This is a genomic window from Paracoccus indicus (assembly GCF_003056335.1).
Classification (GTDB): Bacteria; Pseudomonadota; Alphaproteobacteria; order Rhodobacterales; family Rhodobacteraceae; genus Paracoccus; species Paracoccus indicus.
The window spans coordinates 59,791-77,725 of sequence record NZ_PYWA01000005.1 but is presented as its reverse complement, the minus strand read 5'-3'; the positions used below and the strand labels follow the sequence as shown (position 1 = coordinate 77,725).

Below are 17,935 nucleotides of genomic sequence, written 5' to 3'. Positions count from 1 at the left end.
AGGGCATGATCAACAACGCTGAACTGAACGGCACGGCCGTATCACCCGAAGTCGAGGTTCTGCCGATCCACAGCCAGCTGACTTCCGGCGCAAGGTCCTTCCGTGACAAGCGACATCGGGCCATCTCGCTGCGGTCGGGGCAGGGGATGGTCCACCTGCAATCGGGTCCGGTCCCCTTCGATGCTCCGTGCATGATCTGGCTTCCTGCCGATGCCGGCACTGCGATCACCATGCAGGCAGGAACCCGCGGCGTGATCCTGTCGCTTTCGGAAGTGGCTCTTGCCCAGGCCATCGCCGTCGGGCCCATGGCCGACAGCCTGCGGTCCATCGTCAGCCTGCCATTCGTTTCCAGCCGGTTGGAGCCGGACGAGGCGGACCGCTTTCACCGCTGCCTCGAGCGTCTGCACGCCGAGTTGGAGGCCGAACAGCCCGGTCACATCGACGTGGTGCGCCATCTGACCGCCGTGCTCAGCATCGACATCTGGCGGTTGACGCGGCCCCTGGATCAATCGGCGCAGTCCTCCGACCGCATGATCACGACGCGCTTTCTGCAGATGGTCGAACGGAACCTTCGCGCGCAATGGCCCATTGCCCGCTATGCCGAGGAGTTGCAGATCTCGCCCGAGCGTCTGAGTGCGATCTTGCGCAAGACGACCGAACGGGCCCCTTTGGCGCTGATCCACGCCCGAATCATCCAGGAGGCCAATGTCCTTCTGACGAATTCAGGCATGCAGATCGCCGATATCGCCAAGAACCTGGGCTTTTCCGATCCCGCCTATTTCAGCCGCTTCTACAAGCGGATGACCGGGTATTCCCCGAACCGCCAACGACGCGACCCCGGCCCGCAGAGCCCGGACAACACCTTCGCCTCCTGGCCCTAGGCCCGGGCCTGCATGGCCCGGTTGTTGGCAATGTGACGCGCCACCATCCGTTTGGCCTTGGCGCCTTGCGTCAGGCGATGCGCGGCGCGGCGGCTTTCGTCCGATCGGAAGATCATCGCGTATTCATGCCGCAAGCTGTCGGGCAGGGAACCCATCGCCTGCTTCCCGGGATAGAAGCTTTCGGACCAGCAGCCATTGGCGCAGACGACCTGATGATCGTCGAAGACCAGGTGCAGGTAGGTGACCGGTCCGACAGGGCGTGGCTGTTCGATGCCCACCATCGCCAGCAGCGCCTTGGCCGGGATCAGGGTCGCATCACCCGTCATGCGCCGCGCGATGGGGCTGTCGATCAGGATGCGATGCTGGGGCGAGACGACAAGATCCCGCGCAGGCACCCCGGACCCCAGGCTGCCCGCGGCGATCCGCACCGGCCAGAGGTTCGGGCGCAGCGCCACCTCGGATGCGCCAAGGGTGCGGCTGTGCATGGCCCGCAGGCGTCGTGCCGTCCCGTCATGGGTCGTGATCAGATCGCCCGGGCGCAAAGTCTGGATGGCGCGGGGGCCTTGCGGGGTCAGGATCATGGTGTCGGCGCAGAAGCAGACCACATTGATGTTGATGTCGTTCAGACCGGCAATGGTCATATCCGGCAGCATCAGGCTGCCGCCACCCGATAAGGTGGGCAGGGCGATGACCAGCGATCCGTCGTCGTTTTCGGTCGCTGCGGCGATGACCGCGTCCAGGGTATCGAAATGCGGACTGAGGTCGATGACGTCACCATCCGTGCTGGACAGGTCGGTGATCATGCTCTGACCCCCGGCGGCGACGCGGAACACATCCGCTCCTCCGCCGCCCGTCAAGGTATCCGATCCGGCGCCGCCTTGCAGCGTGTCTTCCCCGTTGCCGCCGTCCAGCAGGTCGTCGCCGCCCGCGCCCGTCAGGAAATCGTCGCCATCCCCGCCCGACAGCGTGTCGTCATTGACGCCGCCATAGATATCCTCGTTGAAGAACTGGCCCTGAACCGTGGTCGTGGTGGCCCCTAACGATTGTGCCGACAGCAAGGTCATGCGCGGGAAATCATCGGCGACACGGATATTGGTGCCGGTCAGCGACAGGATGGATTGGGCCAGATCCTCGTAATGGGGGGAAAACGACGTCGATTGCACCAGCGACAGCGTTTCTCCGTCCGGCAGCGTGGCCGTGCCCGCGCGCGCCACGGCGCCGATCAGATAGGTTTGCGACTGCCCGTCGCCGTCGGGATCGAAATCCAGGTAGTTGCCCGATCCGCTCATGCCGCCCGCGGCCTCGGCGCCGAGGATGGTGAAATAACCGCCGATGTCTCCGCCGACGTCCTGTTCGGTATAGCCGCCGGGCAGCAGATCGCCGCTGGTCTGATGCAGCACGCCGTCCTGGCCGTTCTGCGATACGCTTGCCGCCGGATAGCCGGTGATGGTGACGGTCCCCACAAGATCGTTCGGATCATTGGCGATCAGCAGCGGCGCCGCCGGTCCATCATAGAAAAGGCCGGTCGATTCCAGCCTGTGGCCGACCTGCAGGCCGATGTCGAAGCCGGCCTTGACATAATCGAGGGTGCCGTCGCCGTCGGTGTCGTCGCGATAATCGTCCCAGGGGGCGGTGCCGCCGCGCAGGGTGAATTCAAACTCGTTGGTCTTGTGCTCTTCAACCTCGCCGTCAAGGCTGCGCTGCGGAATGGCCTTGCTGCCTCCTCCGGGGGCAGGATCGTGGTTGGCGCTGAAATATATCCCCCCGCCGATATGCGCCCCCGAGAATTTCACATCCACGGCAGCAAGATGTTCCAGTTCAACCGTAGCGGGATCAACGATGGTCAGTGCCATTTGCAAATTTCCCAGATTTGAGCAGACATTTTACCATTCGCAAGATCACCATTAACCAGGCCATGTTGGTTCGGATGCCTGCATCGATCAAGAATTTCCGCAGGCCCCGTGGCGGTTTTTCGACGATGCCGCATGCGTAACCCATTATATGTATGAACAATTAAGGGTTGTGTCGGCTTCGGTTGGACGCGCTGCCCGCGGATCGTGCAGGACACTTGCAAGGCAGGTGACCTTGCGCCAACCTGCACGTCATGAAGCCCGCCCGAAGCGGGACGCAAACACGACCTTCAGGGAAACAATCATGACATTGAAAATGACCACGCGCGCCGTGCTGCTGGCATCCGCCCTTGCACTGTCGCCCGCCGCCTATGCCGAGACGCCTGCCGATACGCTGGTCGTCGCCCATACCATCGACGACATCATCAGCCTTGATCCGGCCCAGACCTTCGAGTTCTCGGGCAACGATGTGAACAACAACACCTACGACCGGCTGGTCGACTTCGATCCGCTGGACATGGACGCGGGCTTCAAGCCCAGCCTTGCCGAAAGCTGGGAGGTGTCCGAAGACGGCCTGTCCATCACCTTCACCATGCGCGAGGGCGTGACCTTCCATTCCGGCAATCCCGTTCGGGCAGAGGATGCCGCATGGTCGCTGCAGCGCGCCGTCAAGCTGGACAAGACGCCGGCCTTCATCCTGACGCAGTTCGGCTTCACCGCCGCCAACGCCGAAGAGAAGATCTCCGCCGACGGCAACAAGCTGACGCTGACCCTGGACAAGCCCTATGCGCCGTCCTTCGTTCTGAACTGCCTGACCGCCAATATCGCCAGCATCATCGACAAGGAGACCGTCCTTGCCAATGAACAGGACGGCGACATGGGCAACGGCTGGCTGAACACCAACGAGGCAGGCTCGGGTGCCTATACCCTGGCCGCATGGCGCCCGAACGAGGCGGTGCAGCTGGCCGCCTACGAAGACTATTGGCAGGGCGCGCCCGCAATGAAGCGCGTGATCGTGCGCAACGTGGCAGAATCCAGCGCGCAACGTCTGCTGCTGGAACAGGGCGACATCGACGTCGCCCGCAACCTGACGCCCACCGATGTCGAAAGCATCGGCTCGGTCGAGGGCGTCAAGATCCAGGACGAACCGCGCGGGCGCATGATGTACATGGGTCTGAACCAGAAGAACGAACTGCTGTCCAACCCCGCCGTGATCGAGGCGATGAAATATCTGGTCGATTACGAAGGCATCACCGGCAGCTTCCTGAAGGGCCAGTTCACCACCCATCAGGCCTTCCTGCCGCTTGGCTATCTGGGCGTGCTGGAGGATCAGCCCTGGACCTATGACGTCGAAAAGGCCAAGCAGATCCTGGCCGATGCCGGCATCGAGGGGGGCACCATCACCACCCGCATCCGCGACTTGCGCGAATATATCGACGTCGCGCAGACTTTGCAGGCATCCATGGCGCAGGCCGGCCTGACGCTCGAGATCGAGCAAATGACCGGGGCGCAGGTTCTGGACGCCTATCGCGCGCGCGAAGTGCCGATCTTCATCGGTGAATGGGGTCCGGATTACTCCGACCCGAACACCAATGCCGCGACCTTCGCCTTCAACCCCGACAACAGCGACGAGGCAAAGGCCGTCGGTCTTCTGGCTTGGCGCAACGCATACGCCGTCCCCGAGGAGATGAACGAGGCCACCGTCGCCGCCACCCTTGAAAAGGACGCCGAGAAGCGCGCCCAGATGTACAAGGACATCCAGGCGCAATACCAGGCCGAGGCTCCGATCATCCCGCTGTTCCAACGGATCGAGCAGGCGGGCCTGCAGGACAATGTCGAAAACTGGTTCAGCGGCGGCGCGGTGACCTCGGTCATCTACCGTCAGGTGACGAAGGGCGAATAAGCCTTGGCCATGACCGAAAACACGGGCGCCGGGGGCAACACCCCCGGCGCAAGCCGTCCCGACCCCTCGGCCCGCAACGCCCTGCGCCGCCGCCGCGCCCGCAGCATCGCGGGGACACTGCTGTCGCTGTCGCTGACATTGCTGGGCCTGTTGCTGGTGACCTTCATCATCGGCCGTGTCATGCCCATCGATCCGGTGCTGAAGGTCGTGGGCGACCGCGCCACGCAGGCGCAATATGACGCCGCCTATGTCGCCATGGGGCTGGATCGCCCGCTGGTGGTACAATTCTTCGGCTATATCGGCGATGTGCTGACCGGCGATTTCGGCAGGTCCATATCGACCGGCCAACCCGTGGCCGACGATATCAAGCGCGTCTTCCCCGCCACATTCGAACTGGCGACTTTGGGAACGCTGATCGGCATCTTCGTAGGCGTCCCCCTGGGCGTCATCGCCGCTGCGCGCAAGGGTGGCATCATCGATCAGGTGGCCCGCGTCGTGGCGCTGGTCGGGTATTCCATGCCGATCTTCTGGCTGGGCCTGATGGGCCTGCTGATCTTCTATGGCATCCTTGGCTGGGTCGGGGGGCCGGGGCGTCAGGGCATCATCTATGACGGCATGGTGCCAAGCGTCACCGGCATGATTCTGGTCGACAGCTTGCTGGCGGGCGATTGGGCGGCCTTCCGCGACGCCTTCAGTCACATCATCCTGCCGGCCAGCCTGCTGGGATACTACAGCCTTGCCTATATCAGCCGCATGACGCGCAGCTTCATGCTGGAGCAGTTGTCGGCGGAATATGTTATCACCGCCCGCGTCAAGGGCATGTCCGAAAGCGCCGTCATCTGGCGTCACGCCTTCCGCAACATCGCCATTCCGCTGACCACGGTCATCGCCCTGTCCTTCGGATCGCTGCTGGAAGGATCTGTCCTGACCGAGATCATCTTCAGCTGGCCCGGTCTTGGCAGCTATATCACCCGCGGGCTTCTGTCCGGCGACATGAACGCGGTCCTGGGTGGCACCGTCGTCGTCGGCGTCTGCTTCGTCGTCCTGAACCTCTTCAGCGACCTGCTGTACCGCGTCCTTGACCCGAGGTCGAAATGAGCAACACCATATCCCGTCGCGACTGGCTGCTGTCGGACGCCCCCCAAACCCGCAGGCAGGCGCGTCTTGGGGCCATCTATCAGGGCTGGCTGACCTTCCGGTCGAACAAGCTGGCCATGGTGGGGCTGATCATCCTGGTCCTGCTGATCGGCATGGCGATCTTTGCACCGCTGCTGGCGCCGCAGAGCCCCTATGCGCAGGATCTGGGCGCGCGGTTGCAGCCCCCATCGGCGGCCCATTGGCTGGGCACCGACGGGCTTGGGCGCGATATCATGTCCCGCCTGATCCACGGGTCGCGGATTACGCTCTTCATCGTGGGCACCGTGGCGCTGATCGCGCCGATCATCGGGCTGTTCATCGGCACCGTCGCAGGCTTTGCAGGCGGTTGGGTCGATCAGGTGCTGATGCGCGTGACCGACATCTTCCTGGCCTTTCCCAAGTTGATTCTGGCGCTGGCCTTCGTGGCGGCACTTGGTCCCAGCATCGGCAACGCGGTGCTGGCGCTGGCGCTGACCGCCTGGCCCCCCTATGCCCGTCTGGCAAGGGCCGAGACACTGACCATCCGCCACGCCGATTTCATCGCCGCCGCACGCCTGCAGGGGGCCGGTCGCCTGCGCCTACTGATCCGGCATATCTGGCCCCTTTGCGTCAGTTCGCTGATCGTGCGGGTGGCGCTGGATATGGCAGGGATCATCCTCTCGGCCGCGGGGCTGGGCTTTCTGGGCCTTGGCGCGCAGCCGCCGATGCCGGAATGGGGGGCGATGATCTCGGACGGGCGGACCTATATCCTGGATTTCTGGTGGGTCGCGGCCATGCCGGGCCTGGCGATCTTCACCGTCTCGATCGCTTTCAACCTGCTGGGCGACGGGCTGCGTGACGTCCTTGATCCGAAAGGAGACAAGTCATGACCGACGCCCCCCTTCTGTCGGTGCGCGACCTGCGCGTGACCTTCCCGACCCGTCAGGGCAGCTTTCAGGCCGTGCGCGGGGTCAGCTTCGATCTGGGCCGCGAACGCCTAGGCGTGGTGGGTGAATCCGGCAGCGGCAAGTCGATGACGGGCCGCGCCATCCTGGGCCTGGTCCGCCCCCCCGGTCAGGTCACCGCGACCTCGATGACGCTGGAGGGGCAGTCGATCCTGAACCTGCCCGACCGACAGATGCGCCAGATCCGCGGCGGGCGCATCAGCATGGTCATGCAGGATCCCAAGTTCAGCCTGAACCCCGTGATGACCGTCGGCCAGCAGATCATCGAAGCCTATCGCCTGCACGCCAAGGCCCCCCGCGACGCCGCCCGCCAGAAGGCGCTGGAAATGCTGGAGGCCGTGCAGATCCGCGACCCCGAACGCGTCATGAACGCCTATCCGCACGAGGTATCGGGCGGCATGGGTCAGCGCATTATGATCGCCATGATGCTGGCCCCCGATCCGCGCATCCTGATCGCGGACGAACCGACCAGCGCCTTGGACGTCTCGGTCCGGACCGAGGTGTTGAACATCATGGACCGGCTGGTGCGCGACCGGGGCATGGGGCTGATCTTCGTCAGCCACGACCTGAACCTTGTGGCACAGTTCTGCGACCGCGTGCTGATCATGTATGCCGGGCGCATCGTTGAAACGCTGGCGGCGCGCGATCTGCACAAGGCGCGTCACCCCTATACGCAAGGGCTGCTGTCGAGCCTGCCGCGGCTGGAGGCGCCGGTGGATCGCCTGCCGGTGCTGCAGCGTCAGGACAGCTGGCGCGACGGGGAAACCCTGATGCCCCATGCCGACACCGACTTGCCCGGAGGGCTGTAAGCCATGCTGAACGTCAAGGATCTGAACGTCTGGTTCGGTCAGCCGCCCGAGCGCGTCGACGCGGTCAAAGGGGCCGAATTTTCGGTCCGTCAAGGCGAAAGCTTTGGCCTGGTCGGGGAATCGGGGTCCGGGAAATCGACGATCCTGCGGGCGATCGCAGGGCTGATTCCGACATGGTCGGGCGACATCGCGGTGGACGGCAAGCCGCTGAAGGCCGACCGCCGCGACCGCGCCTTCTTCAAGACGGTGCAGATGGTCTTTCAGGACCCCTATGCCAGCCTGCACCCGCGCCATTCCGTGGACGCCGTGCTGGCAGAAACGTTGCGCCTGCAAGGCATGGACAATATCGACAAGCGGATCACCAAGCTGCTGGACGATGTCGGCTTGGGCAAGGGCTTCCGATTCCGCTATCCGCACCAGCTGTCGGGCGGTCAGCGCCAGCGCGTGGCCATCGCGCGGGCCTTGGCCGCCGAACCGCGCCTGCTGCTGCTGGACGAACCGACCAGCGCGCTGGATGTCAGCGTTCAGGCGGAGATCCTCAACCTGCTGGCCGATCTGCGGGCCGAACATGGTCTGACCTATGTAATGGTCAGCCACGATCTGTCGGTCGTGGGGCATATGTGCGACCGTCTGGCGGTCATGCAGCACGGTCGCATCGTCGAGGTGATGTCGGTCGATGCCCTGCGCCGGGGTGCGGGCGAAGAGGATTACACCCGCCACCTGATCCGCGCCTCAGGCGGCTATCAGCCTGCCTGATTGAGATCACCCTCCGTTTCGCGCTAAGAGCCGCGCAAACGCCGTCCGGTCCTGAAGGTCCGGGCGGTGATGCCGTTTCATCGCGCCCACGCGCCAGACCCGAAAGACCGATCCCATGACCGTCACTCAGCTTGTCACCCACTCCGGCGCGTTTCATGCCGATGAACTGCTGTCCAGCGTCATCCTGACCCGGCTGTTCCCCGAGGCTGCGGTGATCCGCACCCGCGACCGCGACCTGACCACCCCGGCCGAGGGGCGCGTCATCTATGACGTGGGCCGCGACCATGATGCCGACCGCATGATCTTCGACCACCACCAGCCCGACGCGCCGCTGCGCGAGGATGGTCAGCCGCTCAGCTCCTTCGGGCTGGTCTGGCGCCACTTCGGCATGGATTACCTGGCCGCGCTGGACATCCCCGAGGATCACCGCGCCGATGTTTTCCGGTCCTTCGATCAGGGCTTCGTGCTGCCCATCGACTTGGTCGACAACGGCGTACTGGCCACATCCACCGCGGGGCCGATGCTGTCGGACCTGACGCTGCCCGCGCTGCTGGAAAGCCTGAAGCCCGTCTTCGACGACCAGTCGCCCGACGCCGACGACCGCGCCTTCCACGCAGCCCTTCAGATCGCCCGCGCCTTCGTCGAGGCCCGCATTCACCGCAAGGCCTCCAAGCTGCGCGCGGAATCCATGGTGATGGCCGCCATCGAGGCCGCGGGCGAGGGCAGGGTGCTGGAGCTGCCGATGGGCATGCCCTTCCGCTCGGCGGTGCTGAAGGCCGGGGCGGATCACCTGCTGTTCGTGGCGACGCCGCGCTCGGACGGGTGGACCCTGACCGGCATCCGCCTGGCCGAGGACGGTTTCGACCTGCGCGCCGATCTGCCCGCCGCATGGGCCGGCCTGACCGACGAGGCGCTGGAGGAAGCCTCGGGCGTCAAGGGCGCCAAGTTCTGCCACAACGGTCGCTTCATCGCCGTGGCCGAAACCCGCGAGGCGATCATGCAGCTGGCGGATCTGGCCGTGGCCGAAGCCGAGGCCGCCATGGTCTAGGGTCTGCAAGATCGGCCACCTGCAAAAATGCACTTAACACAGCGGGGCATTGCCACTAAGACGATCCTATCAGCAAGCCCGCGCGCCTCGTCGCCATCGCCAGCCGTTCCCGCACCCCGATGGAGACGACCCATGCCCAGACACAGCATGGCAGCGCTTTTGCTTGGCACTGCCTTCCTTCCCGCAATCGCAACCGCGCAGACCGCGACCGACCCCGTCGTCCTGAAGCCCATCGTGCTTCAGGCCGATGCGGATGCCGCCAGCCAGGTCGCCGTCACGGCCGATCAGCTGGAGGATGCCCGCAATGGCACCATGAAGGATGTCTTTCGTGCCGAACCCAGTGTCATCGTCGGCGGTGGCATCGCATTGACCGAACGCGTCTTCGTCAACGGCATCGATCAGCAGCAGCTGGCCGTGACCGTCGATGGCGCCGCGCAGAACAACCGCATGTTCCACCACACCGGCACCAATGTCATCGACCCGGGCCTGCTGAAGGCCGCCCGCGTCGATGCGGGCGTGGCCCCTGCGGATGCGGGCTTTGGCGCCCTGGCGGGCAGTATCGCCTACGAGACGAAATCCGCGCTGGACATGCTGGAGGACGGCCAGACCTATGGCGGACAGGTCAGCACCGGCTATGCCTCGAACGGCGATACGACCGAGGGGTCGGTGACGCTCTATGGTCGTCAGGGTCCGATCGATGCGCTGGTCTATGCCAAGCGCGCCACGGGCAATGACTATGAGGACGGCGCGGGCGACAATGTCGATCACACCGGCGCGGATCTGAACAGCTATGCCCTGAAGCTGGGCGCCGAGATGGGCGACTGGCGGGCCGAATTCGGCGCCCTTCAGGTGCAGGACGACGCCCTGCGCCCCTATCGCGCCAACCTTGGCGGAGTGGTCGGTCGCACGAACGAGGCGCGCCGCTATGCGCTGAAGCAGACGACCCAAACCCTGAACCTGCGCCGCCTGTCTGCCGACGGGCTGTTCGACCCCGAGTTTCTTGTCACCCAGTCCCGCAGCGATCTGGACACCTATGATCTGAACACCGACGGCAGCTATTCTGGCGATTTCAACCAGGGCGATGCCGACACGCTGACCATCAAGGCGCAGAACCACTTTGCCCTTGGCACGATGGATGTCACGGCGGGTCTGGATCATGCCCGCAGCAAGGCGACCTACGAGGGCGTCTTCCGTGGGGCCGCAGGCAGCTTCCGCGAGGATGTGACCAATACCGGTGCCTTCGCGCAGGCGCGTGGCACGCATGGCCAGTTCGATTACAGCGCCGGTCTGCGCTATGACTGGAACCGCTTCACCGGCGCAGGCGGTCAGTCCGTCGACACCGAGGGCGCCAGCGCCAATGCCGCCCTTACATGGCACGCCACCGACGCGCTGGCCTTGAACGCCGCCTATTCTACCGTCTTCGGGGGCACTCCGCTGGCCGCGGTCTATGACCTCTATGAGGCTTACGAAACGGCTGATGCCTACGACGACCTGCGCCACACTCGCGCCCACAACGTCGTCCTGGGGGCCGAATGGACCACCGGCGACACGACCTTGGGAGCCGAGCTGTTCCGCACCCGCCTGAACGACGCCCGCAAGAAGCTGGCCGTGCATGACGTCGAATCCAAGGGCTTCCGTCTGTCGGCGCGTCAGGACTGGGTCGGCGGCTATGCCACGTTGCGCTATAGTGACACCGATGTAGAGGTCGATGGCGGCGATGCGACCACCTATGACCTGCTGGACCTCGGCACCGTGCCGGGCCGCATCCTGACGCTGGAGGCGCGCCATCAGGTCATGGCCGGTCTGGAACTGGGCGGCGTCATCCAGCACACGCTGGACGAGGACGGCGTGGGGGTCGATGCCTCGGCCGATTGGCCGGGATATACCGTCGTCGACGTCTTCGCCGAATACGAGCCTGCGCAATACGACAACCTGACGCTGCGGGCCGAGGTCAACAACCTCTTCGACCGCGACTACATCGATCGCGCCAGCTATGGCGGCGATTTTGCGGAAGTGCTGGGTCAGAAAGAGCCGGGCCGCAGCATCGGCCTGTCCGCGCAGGTTCGTTTCTGAAAGACGGCATGCAAGCGAAAGGGGGCCCGGCGGTTTGCCGGGCCCCTTTGTTTTTCAGGCAGCTTTGCGGGTCATCCTCTGCCTGATCCGTGCCAGATCGGCCCGCATCACTGCCATGGGCGCAGGTCCGAACCACTCCAGCGAGGCATCGGCATCACCGGGCAGGGCGCGCAGGATAGCATCGTAATCCAGCACGCCGTCGAACAACGGACAGATGCCGTCGCGGCTGCCTTGCGGGTCGTGGATATTGCCCGGTGCAAAGACCCCAAGCCTGTCGCGGCCCGTCACGTTCTTCAGGTGCAGATGCAACAGATGGGGCACCAGTGCGGGCAGGGCGGCCAAGGGGTCGGCGCCGCCCTCCCAGACATGCAGGATATCGACGTTCAGCCCGATGGCGGGGTGGTCCATCTGTTCCATCAGCGCCAGCGTCGCGGGCAGCCTGTCGGCCAGCGTCCCGGGATGCGTCTCGATCGCAATGCGGATGCCGTGGTCCTGCGCCATATCGGCCACCGCGCGCAGATCGCGCAGGATGGCGCTGCGATCATCGGCGCTGGCATCCGCCGACCCAAGGCCTCCCGCGAACAGCCGCAGGCGCGGAGCCTTCCAGCGGGCCGTCAGCGCGACCAGCCGTCGTGCCTGATCGCGGTCGAAGGCAGGGGTGCCCAACGGCAGATAGCCCGACAGCATCGGCACGACGGGGCGCAGCGGCAGGGCGGCCCAGTCATCGGCCATGCGCTCAGCATGGGGTGCCCAGATCTCGACCCCGTCGAAGCCCGCGCCCAGCACCTGTTGGGCCAGATCCTGCGCCGAGACCTCGGTATGCCTCAGCGCGACGGAACAGGCGTGGACCCGCATCACAGGCCGTCCCGCCAGCGGGCGTGCCATTCGGCCACGGTGGCCTTGATGCCGCGTTCCAGCGTGCTCAGCGCGTCCAGATCGGCCATGACGCGGGCCAGATCCTCGGCGCTGCCGCCACGGGCATAGGCGACGGCCCGCAGATGGGCGGCGTTCAACCCACCGTGCAGCGCCGCGATCCGGTCGCAGCATTCCTCGAAGGCGTCGTAATCCGCACCCTCGATATCGCCGAAGATCGCCAGCGCATGTTCATAGGCGTATTTGCGGATTGCGATGACCGGCAGTTCGCGCAGCGCGCTTTCAAGGTCGGCGCGGGGCAGGAAGGTGGCATGCGCCTGCACGATCCGGCGCATCGCCTCGATCAGCGGGACGGTATCGGGATCGAAGGTCGCCGCGAAGATGGCCTGAATATCGGCGTCGCTGGCGGGATGGGCATCGGCATTGTCGAAGACATAGCCCCCCGCGACGCTGTCGCGCAGGAAGGCCGCGCGCAGGTCGGTGGCGGGGACCGGACCCTCCCACCGAAAATCGGGGTCGCGCATCATCAAGGTGGCGGGATCGGCGGTCGGTTCAAGCAGGGCGTAATGGGGGAAGGGGTCCTGGGCGAACTTGTTGTCGCGGGTCGGCAGCAGGAACATGTCCACCATCGGCATGACATAGGTGCCGGGCCGCCAATCGGCCAGCAGATCCTGAAGGCGCATCAGATTGTCGGCCTTGGGGGCGGCATCGTCATACCACCGCGTCACCCGCAGCCCGAACAGCCGCTGTGCCCAGTCCAGATAGAAGCCGTGGTCGATGTCCTGCGCGTGATAGGACAGGCGCATCCGGTCATCGACGACGACCTGCCCGTCCCACAGCCCGATATAGAGCGGCCGGTGATCGATGCCGCCCTTGTCCTTCAACGCCTGCGAGAGGCAGCTGACGACGCAGTGAACCTTGATGTCCAGCGGCTCTTCCTCGGCCGGGGCGACGCCAGCCAAGGCCTGCGCCAGCGCCAGGACCGTCATGCCGGGGGCGCGGTCGAAGGTATCCTCGGCCATCTCGATCCCGGCTTCGTCCAGATGCAGCATCAGCGTCATCAGGGCGACGGAATCCAGCCCCAGATCGTGGCCAAGACGCGCCTCGGGGCCGAAGGCGGCCATGCGGGGGTTGGCCATGGGACCTGCAAGGATGCCTTTGATGGTGCTCAGGACGGCCTCGGGCGAGGCGATGCGGGCGGGCTGGTTCATGCGGGCACCTCGGTCAATGTGGCGGCCAGATCGCGGCGGGCGATCTTGCCGTTCGCGCCGCGCGGCAGGCGGTCCATCGGGATCAGGCGTGCGGGGCGCTGGCGGGGCGAGAGGGTCGCCGCCAGATGGGCGTCCAGCGCCTCGGGGGTGATCTCGCCGACGAAGGCCAGCGCCGGACGCTGCGTGGCGGTCGGGTCGGGGATGGCGAAGGCCACGGCGTCGCGGACGGCGGGCAGGGCCATGGCGGCGGCCTCGATCTGGTCGGGATAGACGTTGACGCCCGCCACGTCGATCACCTCGGCGGCGCGGCCCGCATAGATCAGGTGGCCACGGTCGTCGATGATGCCCAGATCGCCGGTGGCGATGTCATCGCCCGTGCCTTCGATGACCACCGGACCGGGGCTGTCCTGCCCCGCCGTGATCCGCACATGCGGCAAAGGGTGGCCCATGTCCTGCGGGCTGACGGGGGCGGCGGCGATGGCGACGCAGCCTGCCTCGGAGCAGCCGTATTGCTGGAACAGGTGGCCGCAGGCGTTCTTGATGTCGTCGAACCACCCCTGCGGCAACACCGTCCCCGAGGACATGACTGCATGCAGCCCGCCCTTGCCCGCAAAGCGCGACAGGATGTGCAGCAGCGGCGGCGCGGCATAGAGCAGGGGGCGGTCCACCGCTTTCAGGTGGCGCAGGATGGCCTTGGGGTTGGCGCTGTCCAGAACCACGGGCCGATGCCCGCGGGCCTGCGCCACCATTACCCCCGCGATCAGCCCATAGGAATGGGTTATCGGCGCGGCGATGACCGGCGTCATGTCGGCGGCCTGCGGGAAGGCGGCGATATAGGCCTCGATCTCGGTGCGGATGGCGGCCCAGCTGCGAGCGATGACCTTGGGGGTGCCGGTGGTGCCGCTGCTGGTCTGGATCAGGACGCCACCGGGAACATGGGGCGCATCCTGCCCCAGATCGGAGATGCCCGCATCATCGGCGATGGCATTGCAGCCCGCCCGCAATGCCAGCTGGCGGGCCTGTTCGGCGGGCGTCTCGGGGTGGACCGGATAGCAGGATGCCCCGGCATCCCGCAGCCGCAGGATGTGCGACAGGCATGTGGCCTTGTTCGACATATGCAGCGCGATCCGGCTGCGTTCGGGGTCGCGGCCCTGCATCAGATCGGGCAGGGCGGGATCCTTCGGGTCCACAGGTCGGTCGTCCAGGTAAAAGAGATCGGCCATCGGTTCAGCAGTCCTCAGCGGGTTGGGGGCAGGGTGGGTCGCCGTCACGCCCAGCAGGCGCGCGGCAAGGCTTTCGGCGGGATAGGTGTGATCGTCGGTGCCAAAGCCCGGCGCAGGGCGCAGGACGAGGCGTGCCATGGCCCAGAAGTCGGCCTCGGGCAGGGTGCCGTCGCGGTGCAGCAGGTCCGACAGATCGGACAGCACATGCGTGACGAGGCAATCCATCACCAGATCGCGCAGATCGGTGGCAGCGCCCATGCGGTGATAGGTGCCGTCAGGGGCGTCGGCCATCGCAGGCTCGATCGCGGCAAGATCCGGCATCAGGTCGGGGCGGGCCAGCAGATGCGGGACGTATTCTAGGCTTTCGCTGAAATCGCGGGCGACGAGGCCCGTGGGCCAGCCGTCGTCCTGCCGGATCAGCATGTTCTGGCCATGCGCCTCCAGCGCGATGCCGTGATGGGTCATCAGGTGCCAAAGGGGGCGCAGAACGGCCAGCAGCTGCGCGACCCAGGCCCGCGCTTCGTGGCGTTCCAGCCAAGGCGCTATGACCGCGCGGCCATCGGGGTCGCGCAGCGACAGCATCGACAGTGGCACGGCATCTTCGGGCGGCGGGCTGCGGCGGATGGCGGCAAGACGCCCGCCGATCACGTCACGCCCCACGATGGCCGCGCCATGTTCGGGCAGGATGGTCAGATCCGCCAGCGCCGGGTCGCTTTCCACCACCCGCATCAGCCACCCCGAGATCGCGGGCGCGACGCCCACCGACCAAGGCACCAGATCGCGGACCGAGGATGTGACCCCGACCCCAAGCGCCAGTTTCAGGTGGTCGCCGCCGTCACGGTCGGCCAGCGTGCGCAGTGATGCCGTGGCCTGCATGTCGGGGCCGTGGTGGTCCAGCACCCGGATGCGGCCCTGATCCAGCCATTGCCGGACCTGAGGATCGTCGCGCAGCCGCGCCCATTGCCAAGGGTGGACGGGCATCGCACCTTCCGGGGCGAAACCAGCGGCGATATCGGAGCCGCTTCGGGTGATCAGGGCGGGATCGACCCCCAGCCACAGCGGGCGGATCACCGCGCCGAACTCGGGCGCATAGGCCGTGTTGTCAGCGTCCGAGAACCCGATGCGGGCCTTGAAGCCGGGGTGATAGGGGTGGCCTTCGGACAGTGCAGCCTCCAGCGACAGGGCGCGCAGGTCCGTGCGACCCTTGGGCAGGGCTCCTGCGGCGGTCAGGAAATGCGCACTGCGCCGGGCGGCGTTCAGCAGCGCCGCCGGATCATGGCCCGCCTGCCGCAGCGCCTGTTCCAGATAGTCCAGCGTCAGCGGGAGCCCCCGACCGTCCAGCGGATCCGCCAGCAGTCTGACGCGGCCCGTCATCTGCACCCGATGGGGCGCAAGGATCGGCAACCGGCCAAGGGTCCAACCGCCGGGGTGGGGCGTCAGGATGCCCTCGAAGGCCAAGGCCTCGACGGTCTGGCGCAGGGTGCGGGCTTCAGGCGACATCGGCAAGCACCCCCGCGTGATGAGGCAGAGGGTTCGGCACGCGGATCATCGGCGCACGCTCGCCCGGGATCAGCAGCTCGTCCGTGCCGCCAAGCTGGGTTAGCATGTTGCCCTTGGCGGGTAGCGTGGCATCCGACAGCCAGCGCCCTGCCAGCCGTCCGCCATGCCCCGGCAGATCGCACAGTCCCCGCAGATGTACGGCCAGCCGGTGAAGGGCCTCGGCCTCGGACATGATGCCGTCCAGTGCCATGCGGTGGATGACGCCGAAGACCTGGTTGACGATCAGGGTATAGCCAAGCGCATCCTCGGCCTCGGACCGGGGATAGACCAGCTGAGGAATGGCGCGCAGTTCGTCGTCGGCCATCGGCTCGGCCACGTAGAAGCCCTGGTTGTCGCGGATGTCGCAGCGGCGTGGCAGCCCGTGGGACAGGTCCAGCAGGGCGTTCTGCTGATGCGCCTCGACGGCGATGCCGGTGGCGTCGTACATGCGGACCAGGGGCGCGACCGCGCAGGCCAGATAGGCGTCGAACCAGCGCCCCGCGTCATGGCCCGCCGTCACCTGCGCCAGCAGCGATGCCCGCCCGGGCAGAGGCTCGGCCACCAGCCCCGCGACCTGCAGAACTTGGCCGCCCTGCCAAGGGTTGTCGCGGAAGATCACCTCCAGCCCGGATTCGGGACGGCCCGGCAGGCGCAGGGTCATCCAATGCGGATCGCCGATCAGCCGCATGGGACCAAAGCGCGACATCAGCGCCGCGATGCGCCGCGACATCGCAGCGCCCGCCAGCAGCTCGTGGCGTTTGTTCACCCGTTGCGAATTGGTGATCGTAACCGGCAGCGAGACCTTGACCTGCCAGCGGCAATCCCCGCGCCACAGCGTCCTGACCGAGGAGGTCGCCCACCAGCCATCCCCCATCGGCCCAAGGTCGAGGATGTCGCCTTGCGCCAGCAGCGCGGCGATCTGCGGGTCCTTCCGCGCCCGGTCCCAAGTCAGCGGATGCGCCGGCAGGATGATCCGCCCGGGATCGGCCGCTGCCGGCATGCCGGGCAGATCACGGGCAATGTCGGGATCGGTCGCCTCGATCAGATCGGAGCGGACCGAAAGCGCATGCAGCCGAAACTGACCATGCCAGTCGGGGGTCATGGCGCGATCCTCGGGCGGGGTCATGCCGGTCAGGGCCTTGGGGCATGGGTGCATCCAATGGCCGAAGATCAGCGCCTGCTCTGCCGTCAGGAAGTCGGACGCGGCCTGCGGGTCCGCCATGCGAGCGGGCAGCATCGCGGCAATCCGGTCGCGGCTGTTGATGATGCGCGCGATCAGCTGTTTGGCAGCCCTGCCATGGGTTTTGGCCAGCCAGTCCAGCATCAGCGACAGCGCATCACCCGCATCAATGGCGCGTGCACCCGCCGAGCCATACAGCGTCAGCGACTGCAGGCGGCCCAGTCCGGTCGTCATGTGGCGTTGCTGGCGGATCTGCAGTCGGCCCTGCGGGGTGGCAATGTCATCGGGGTCCACACCCAATTCCCGGATTGCGCAGATCAGCAAGGCGCGCAGGCTGGCCAGATCGGCCAATCGTTCGGGATCGTCATGGTCGCAGGGATCGGAATGCAGCATCTCAGCCTCGGCGGTTTCGTGCGGCGCGTGCCGCAGTGACGTCATGAGGCTGGCTGGTGCTGGCTTGAGGGCGGGGTAATATTCTTTAGTATTATAGTCAACTAAAACCCGGACG

At 66.1% G+C, this 17,935-nt stretch carries 13 protein-coding genes; 8 read left to right on the top strand and 5 right to left on the bottom strand.

The genetic code is table 11. From position 1 onward, the window contains the following. Positions 1-5 precede the first annotated feature (5 nt). A complete protein-coding gene (locus tag DDE75_RS09535; RefSeq protein WP_108502162.1) occupies positions 6-881 on the top strand; it encodes a helix-turn-helix domain-containing protein in 876 nt (291 codons plus the stop codon). Here the strand turns inward: DDE75_RS09535 and DDE75_RS17760 are convergent. Then, positions 878-2,734 carry a Hint domain-containing protein gene (locus tag DDE75_RS17760; RefSeq protein WP_108502161.1) on the bottom strand — a complete coding sequence of 619 codons (1,857 nt, stop codon included), beginning with the start codon at positions 2,732-2,734 and terminating at the stop codon, positions 878-880. The genes DDE75_RS09535 and DDE75_RS17760 overlap by 4 nt on opposite strands. A gap of 301 nt (positions 2,735-3,035) precedes the next feature. Between DDE75_RS17760 and DDE75_RS09525 the strand changes: the two genes are divergently transcribed. From DDE75_RS09525 to DDE75_RS09495, 7 genes are all read left to right on the top strand, one after another. Beyond that, positions 3,036-4,634: an ABC transporter substrate-binding protein gene (locus DDE75_RS09525; RefSeq protein ID WP_108502160.1), complete on the top strand. Its 1,599-nt coding sequence runs from the start codon at positions 3,036-3,038 to the stop codon at positions 4,632-4,634. Between the two features lie 9 nt (positions 4,635-4,643). Continuing rightward, positions 4,644-5,732 carry an ABC transporter permease gene (locus DDE75_RS09520; protein WP_108502159.1) on the top strand — a complete coding sequence of 363 codons (1,089 nt, stop codon included), beginning with the start codon at positions 4,644-4,646 and terminating at the stop codon, positions 5,730-5,732. Beyond that, positions 5,729-6,640 (top strand): nickel transporter permease, encoded by a 912-nt coding sequence (nikC, locus tag DDE75_RS09515; protein ID WP_108502158.1) that lies wholly within the window; start codon positions 5,729-5,731, stop codon positions 6,638-6,640. The genes DDE75_RS09520 and nikC overlap by 4 nt, the downstream gene beginning before the upstream one ends. Beyond that, positions 6,637-7,524 (top strand): ABC transporter ATP-binding protein, encoded by an 888-nt coding sequence (locus DDE75_RS09510; protein WP_108502157.1) that lies wholly within the window; start codon positions 6,637-6,639, stop codon positions 7,522-7,524. Before nikC ends, DDE75_RS09510 begins: the two co-directional genes overlap by 4 nt. A gap of 3 nt (positions 7,525-7,527) precedes the next feature. Further along, complete coding sequence (locus DDE75_RS09505; RefSeq protein WP_108502156.1) at positions 7,528-8,280, top strand: ABC transporter ATP-binding protein; 753 nt, start codon at positions 7,528-7,530, stop codon at positions 8,278-8,280. 115 nt (positions 8,281-8,395) lie between these two features. Continuing rightward, positions 8,396-9,328: an MYG1 family protein gene (locus tag DDE75_RS09500; RefSeq protein WP_108502155.1), complete on the top strand. Its 933-nt coding sequence runs from the start codon at positions 8,396-8,398 to the stop codon at positions 9,326-9,328. A 147-nt stretch (positions 9,329-9,475) separates the two neighbouring features. Continuing rightward, the gene (locus DDE75_RS09495) at positions 9,476-11,401 is read left to right on the top strand and encodes a TonB-dependent receptor domain-containing protein (protein ID WP_162798970.1); all 1,926 of its coding nucleotides are present in this window, start codon (positions 9,476-9,478) and stop codon (positions 11,399-11,401) included. Positions 11,402-11,455: 54 nt separating this feature from the next. Here DDE75_RS09495 and DDE75_RS09490 read toward each other — a convergent pair whose 3' ends face one another. The 4 genes from DDE75_RS09490 to DDE75_RS09480 are packed head-to-tail and all read right to left on the bottom strand — an operon-like array spanning position 11,456 to position 17,865. Continuing rightward, complete coding sequence (locus tag DDE75_RS09490; protein ID WP_211659324.1) at positions 11,456-12,286, bottom strand: sugar phosphate isomerase/epimerase family protein; 831 nt, start codon at positions 12,284-12,286, stop codon at positions 11,456-11,458. Then, positions 12,256-13,485, bottom strand: coding sequence for a DUF6005 family protein (locus tag DDE75_RS17270; protein ID WP_162798968.1), 1,230 nt, complete (start codon positions 13,483-13,485; stop codon positions 12,256-12,258). The genes DDE75_RS09490 and DDE75_RS17270 overlap by 31 nt, the downstream gene beginning before the upstream one ends. Next, the gene (locus DDE75_RS09485) at positions 13,482-16,208 is read right to left on the bottom strand and encodes an IucA/IucC family protein (protein ID WP_108502153.1); all 2,727 of its coding nucleotides are present in this window, start codon (positions 16,206-16,208) and stop codon (positions 13,482-13,484) included. The genes DDE75_RS17270 and DDE75_RS09485 overlap by 4 nt, the downstream gene beginning before the upstream one ends. Then, positions 16,198-17,865, bottom strand: coding sequence for an IucA/IucC family protein (locus DDE75_RS09480; RefSeq protein WP_108502152.1), 1,668 nt, complete (start codon positions 17,863-17,865; stop codon positions 16,198-16,200). Before DDE75_RS09480 ends, DDE75_RS09485 begins: the two co-directional genes overlap by 11 nt. Positions 17,866-17,935: the final 70 nt, after the last annotated feature.

Excerpts from the sequence above, each read along its gene's own strand:
- DDE75_RS09535 (WP_108502162.1), top strand. The coding sequence starts at position 6 with ATGATCAACAACGCTGAACTGAACGGCACGGCCGTATCACCCGAAGTC.
- DDE75_RS17760 (WP_108502161.1), bottom strand. The coding sequence starts at position 2,734 with ATGGCACTGACCATCGTTGATCCCGCTACGGTTGAACTGGAACATCTT.
- DDE75_RS09525 (WP_108502160.1), top strand. The coding sequence starts at position 3,036 with ATGACATTGAAAATGACCACGCGCGCCGTGCTGCTGGCATCCGCCCTT.
- DDE75_RS09520 (WP_108502159.1), top strand. The coding sequence starts at position 4,644 with ATGACCGAAAACACGGGCGCCGGGGGCAACACCCCCGGCGCAAGCCGT.
- nikC (WP_108502158.1), top strand. The coding sequence starts at position 5,729 with ATGAGCAACACCATATCCCGTCGCGACTGGCTGCTGTCGGACGCCCCC.
- DDE75_RS09510 (WP_108502157.1), top strand. The coding sequence starts at position 6,637 with ATGACCGACGCCCCCCTTCTGTCGGTGCGCGACCTGCGCGTGACCTTC.
- DDE75_RS09505 (WP_108502156.1), top strand. The coding sequence starts at position 7,528 with ATGCTGAACGTCAAGGATCTGAACGTCTGGTTCGGTCAGCCGCCCGAG.
- DDE75_RS09500 (WP_108502155.1), top strand. The coding sequence starts at position 8,396 with ATGACCGTCACTCAGCTTGTCACCCACTCCGGCGCGTTTCATGCCGAT.
- DDE75_RS09495 (WP_162798970.1), top strand. The coding sequence starts at position 9,476 with ATGGCAGCGCTTTTGCTTGGCACTGCCTTCCTTCCCGCAATCGCAACC.
- DDE75_RS09490 (WP_211659324.1), bottom strand. The coding sequence starts at position 12,286 with ATGGCACGCCCGCTGGCGGGACGGCCTGTGATGCGGGTCCACGCCTGT.
- DDE75_RS17270 (WP_162798968.1), bottom strand. The coding sequence starts at position 13,485 with ATGAACCAGCCCGCCCGCATCGCCTCGCCCGAGGCCGTCCTGAGCACC.
- DDE75_RS09485 (WP_108502153.1), bottom strand. The coding sequence starts at position 16,208 with ATGTCGCCTGAAGCCCGCACCCTGCGCCAGACCGTCGAGGCCTTGGCC.
- DDE75_RS09480 (WP_108502152.1), bottom strand. The coding sequence starts at position 17,865 with ATGACGTCACTGCGGCACGCGCCGCACGAAACCGCCGAGGCTGAGATG.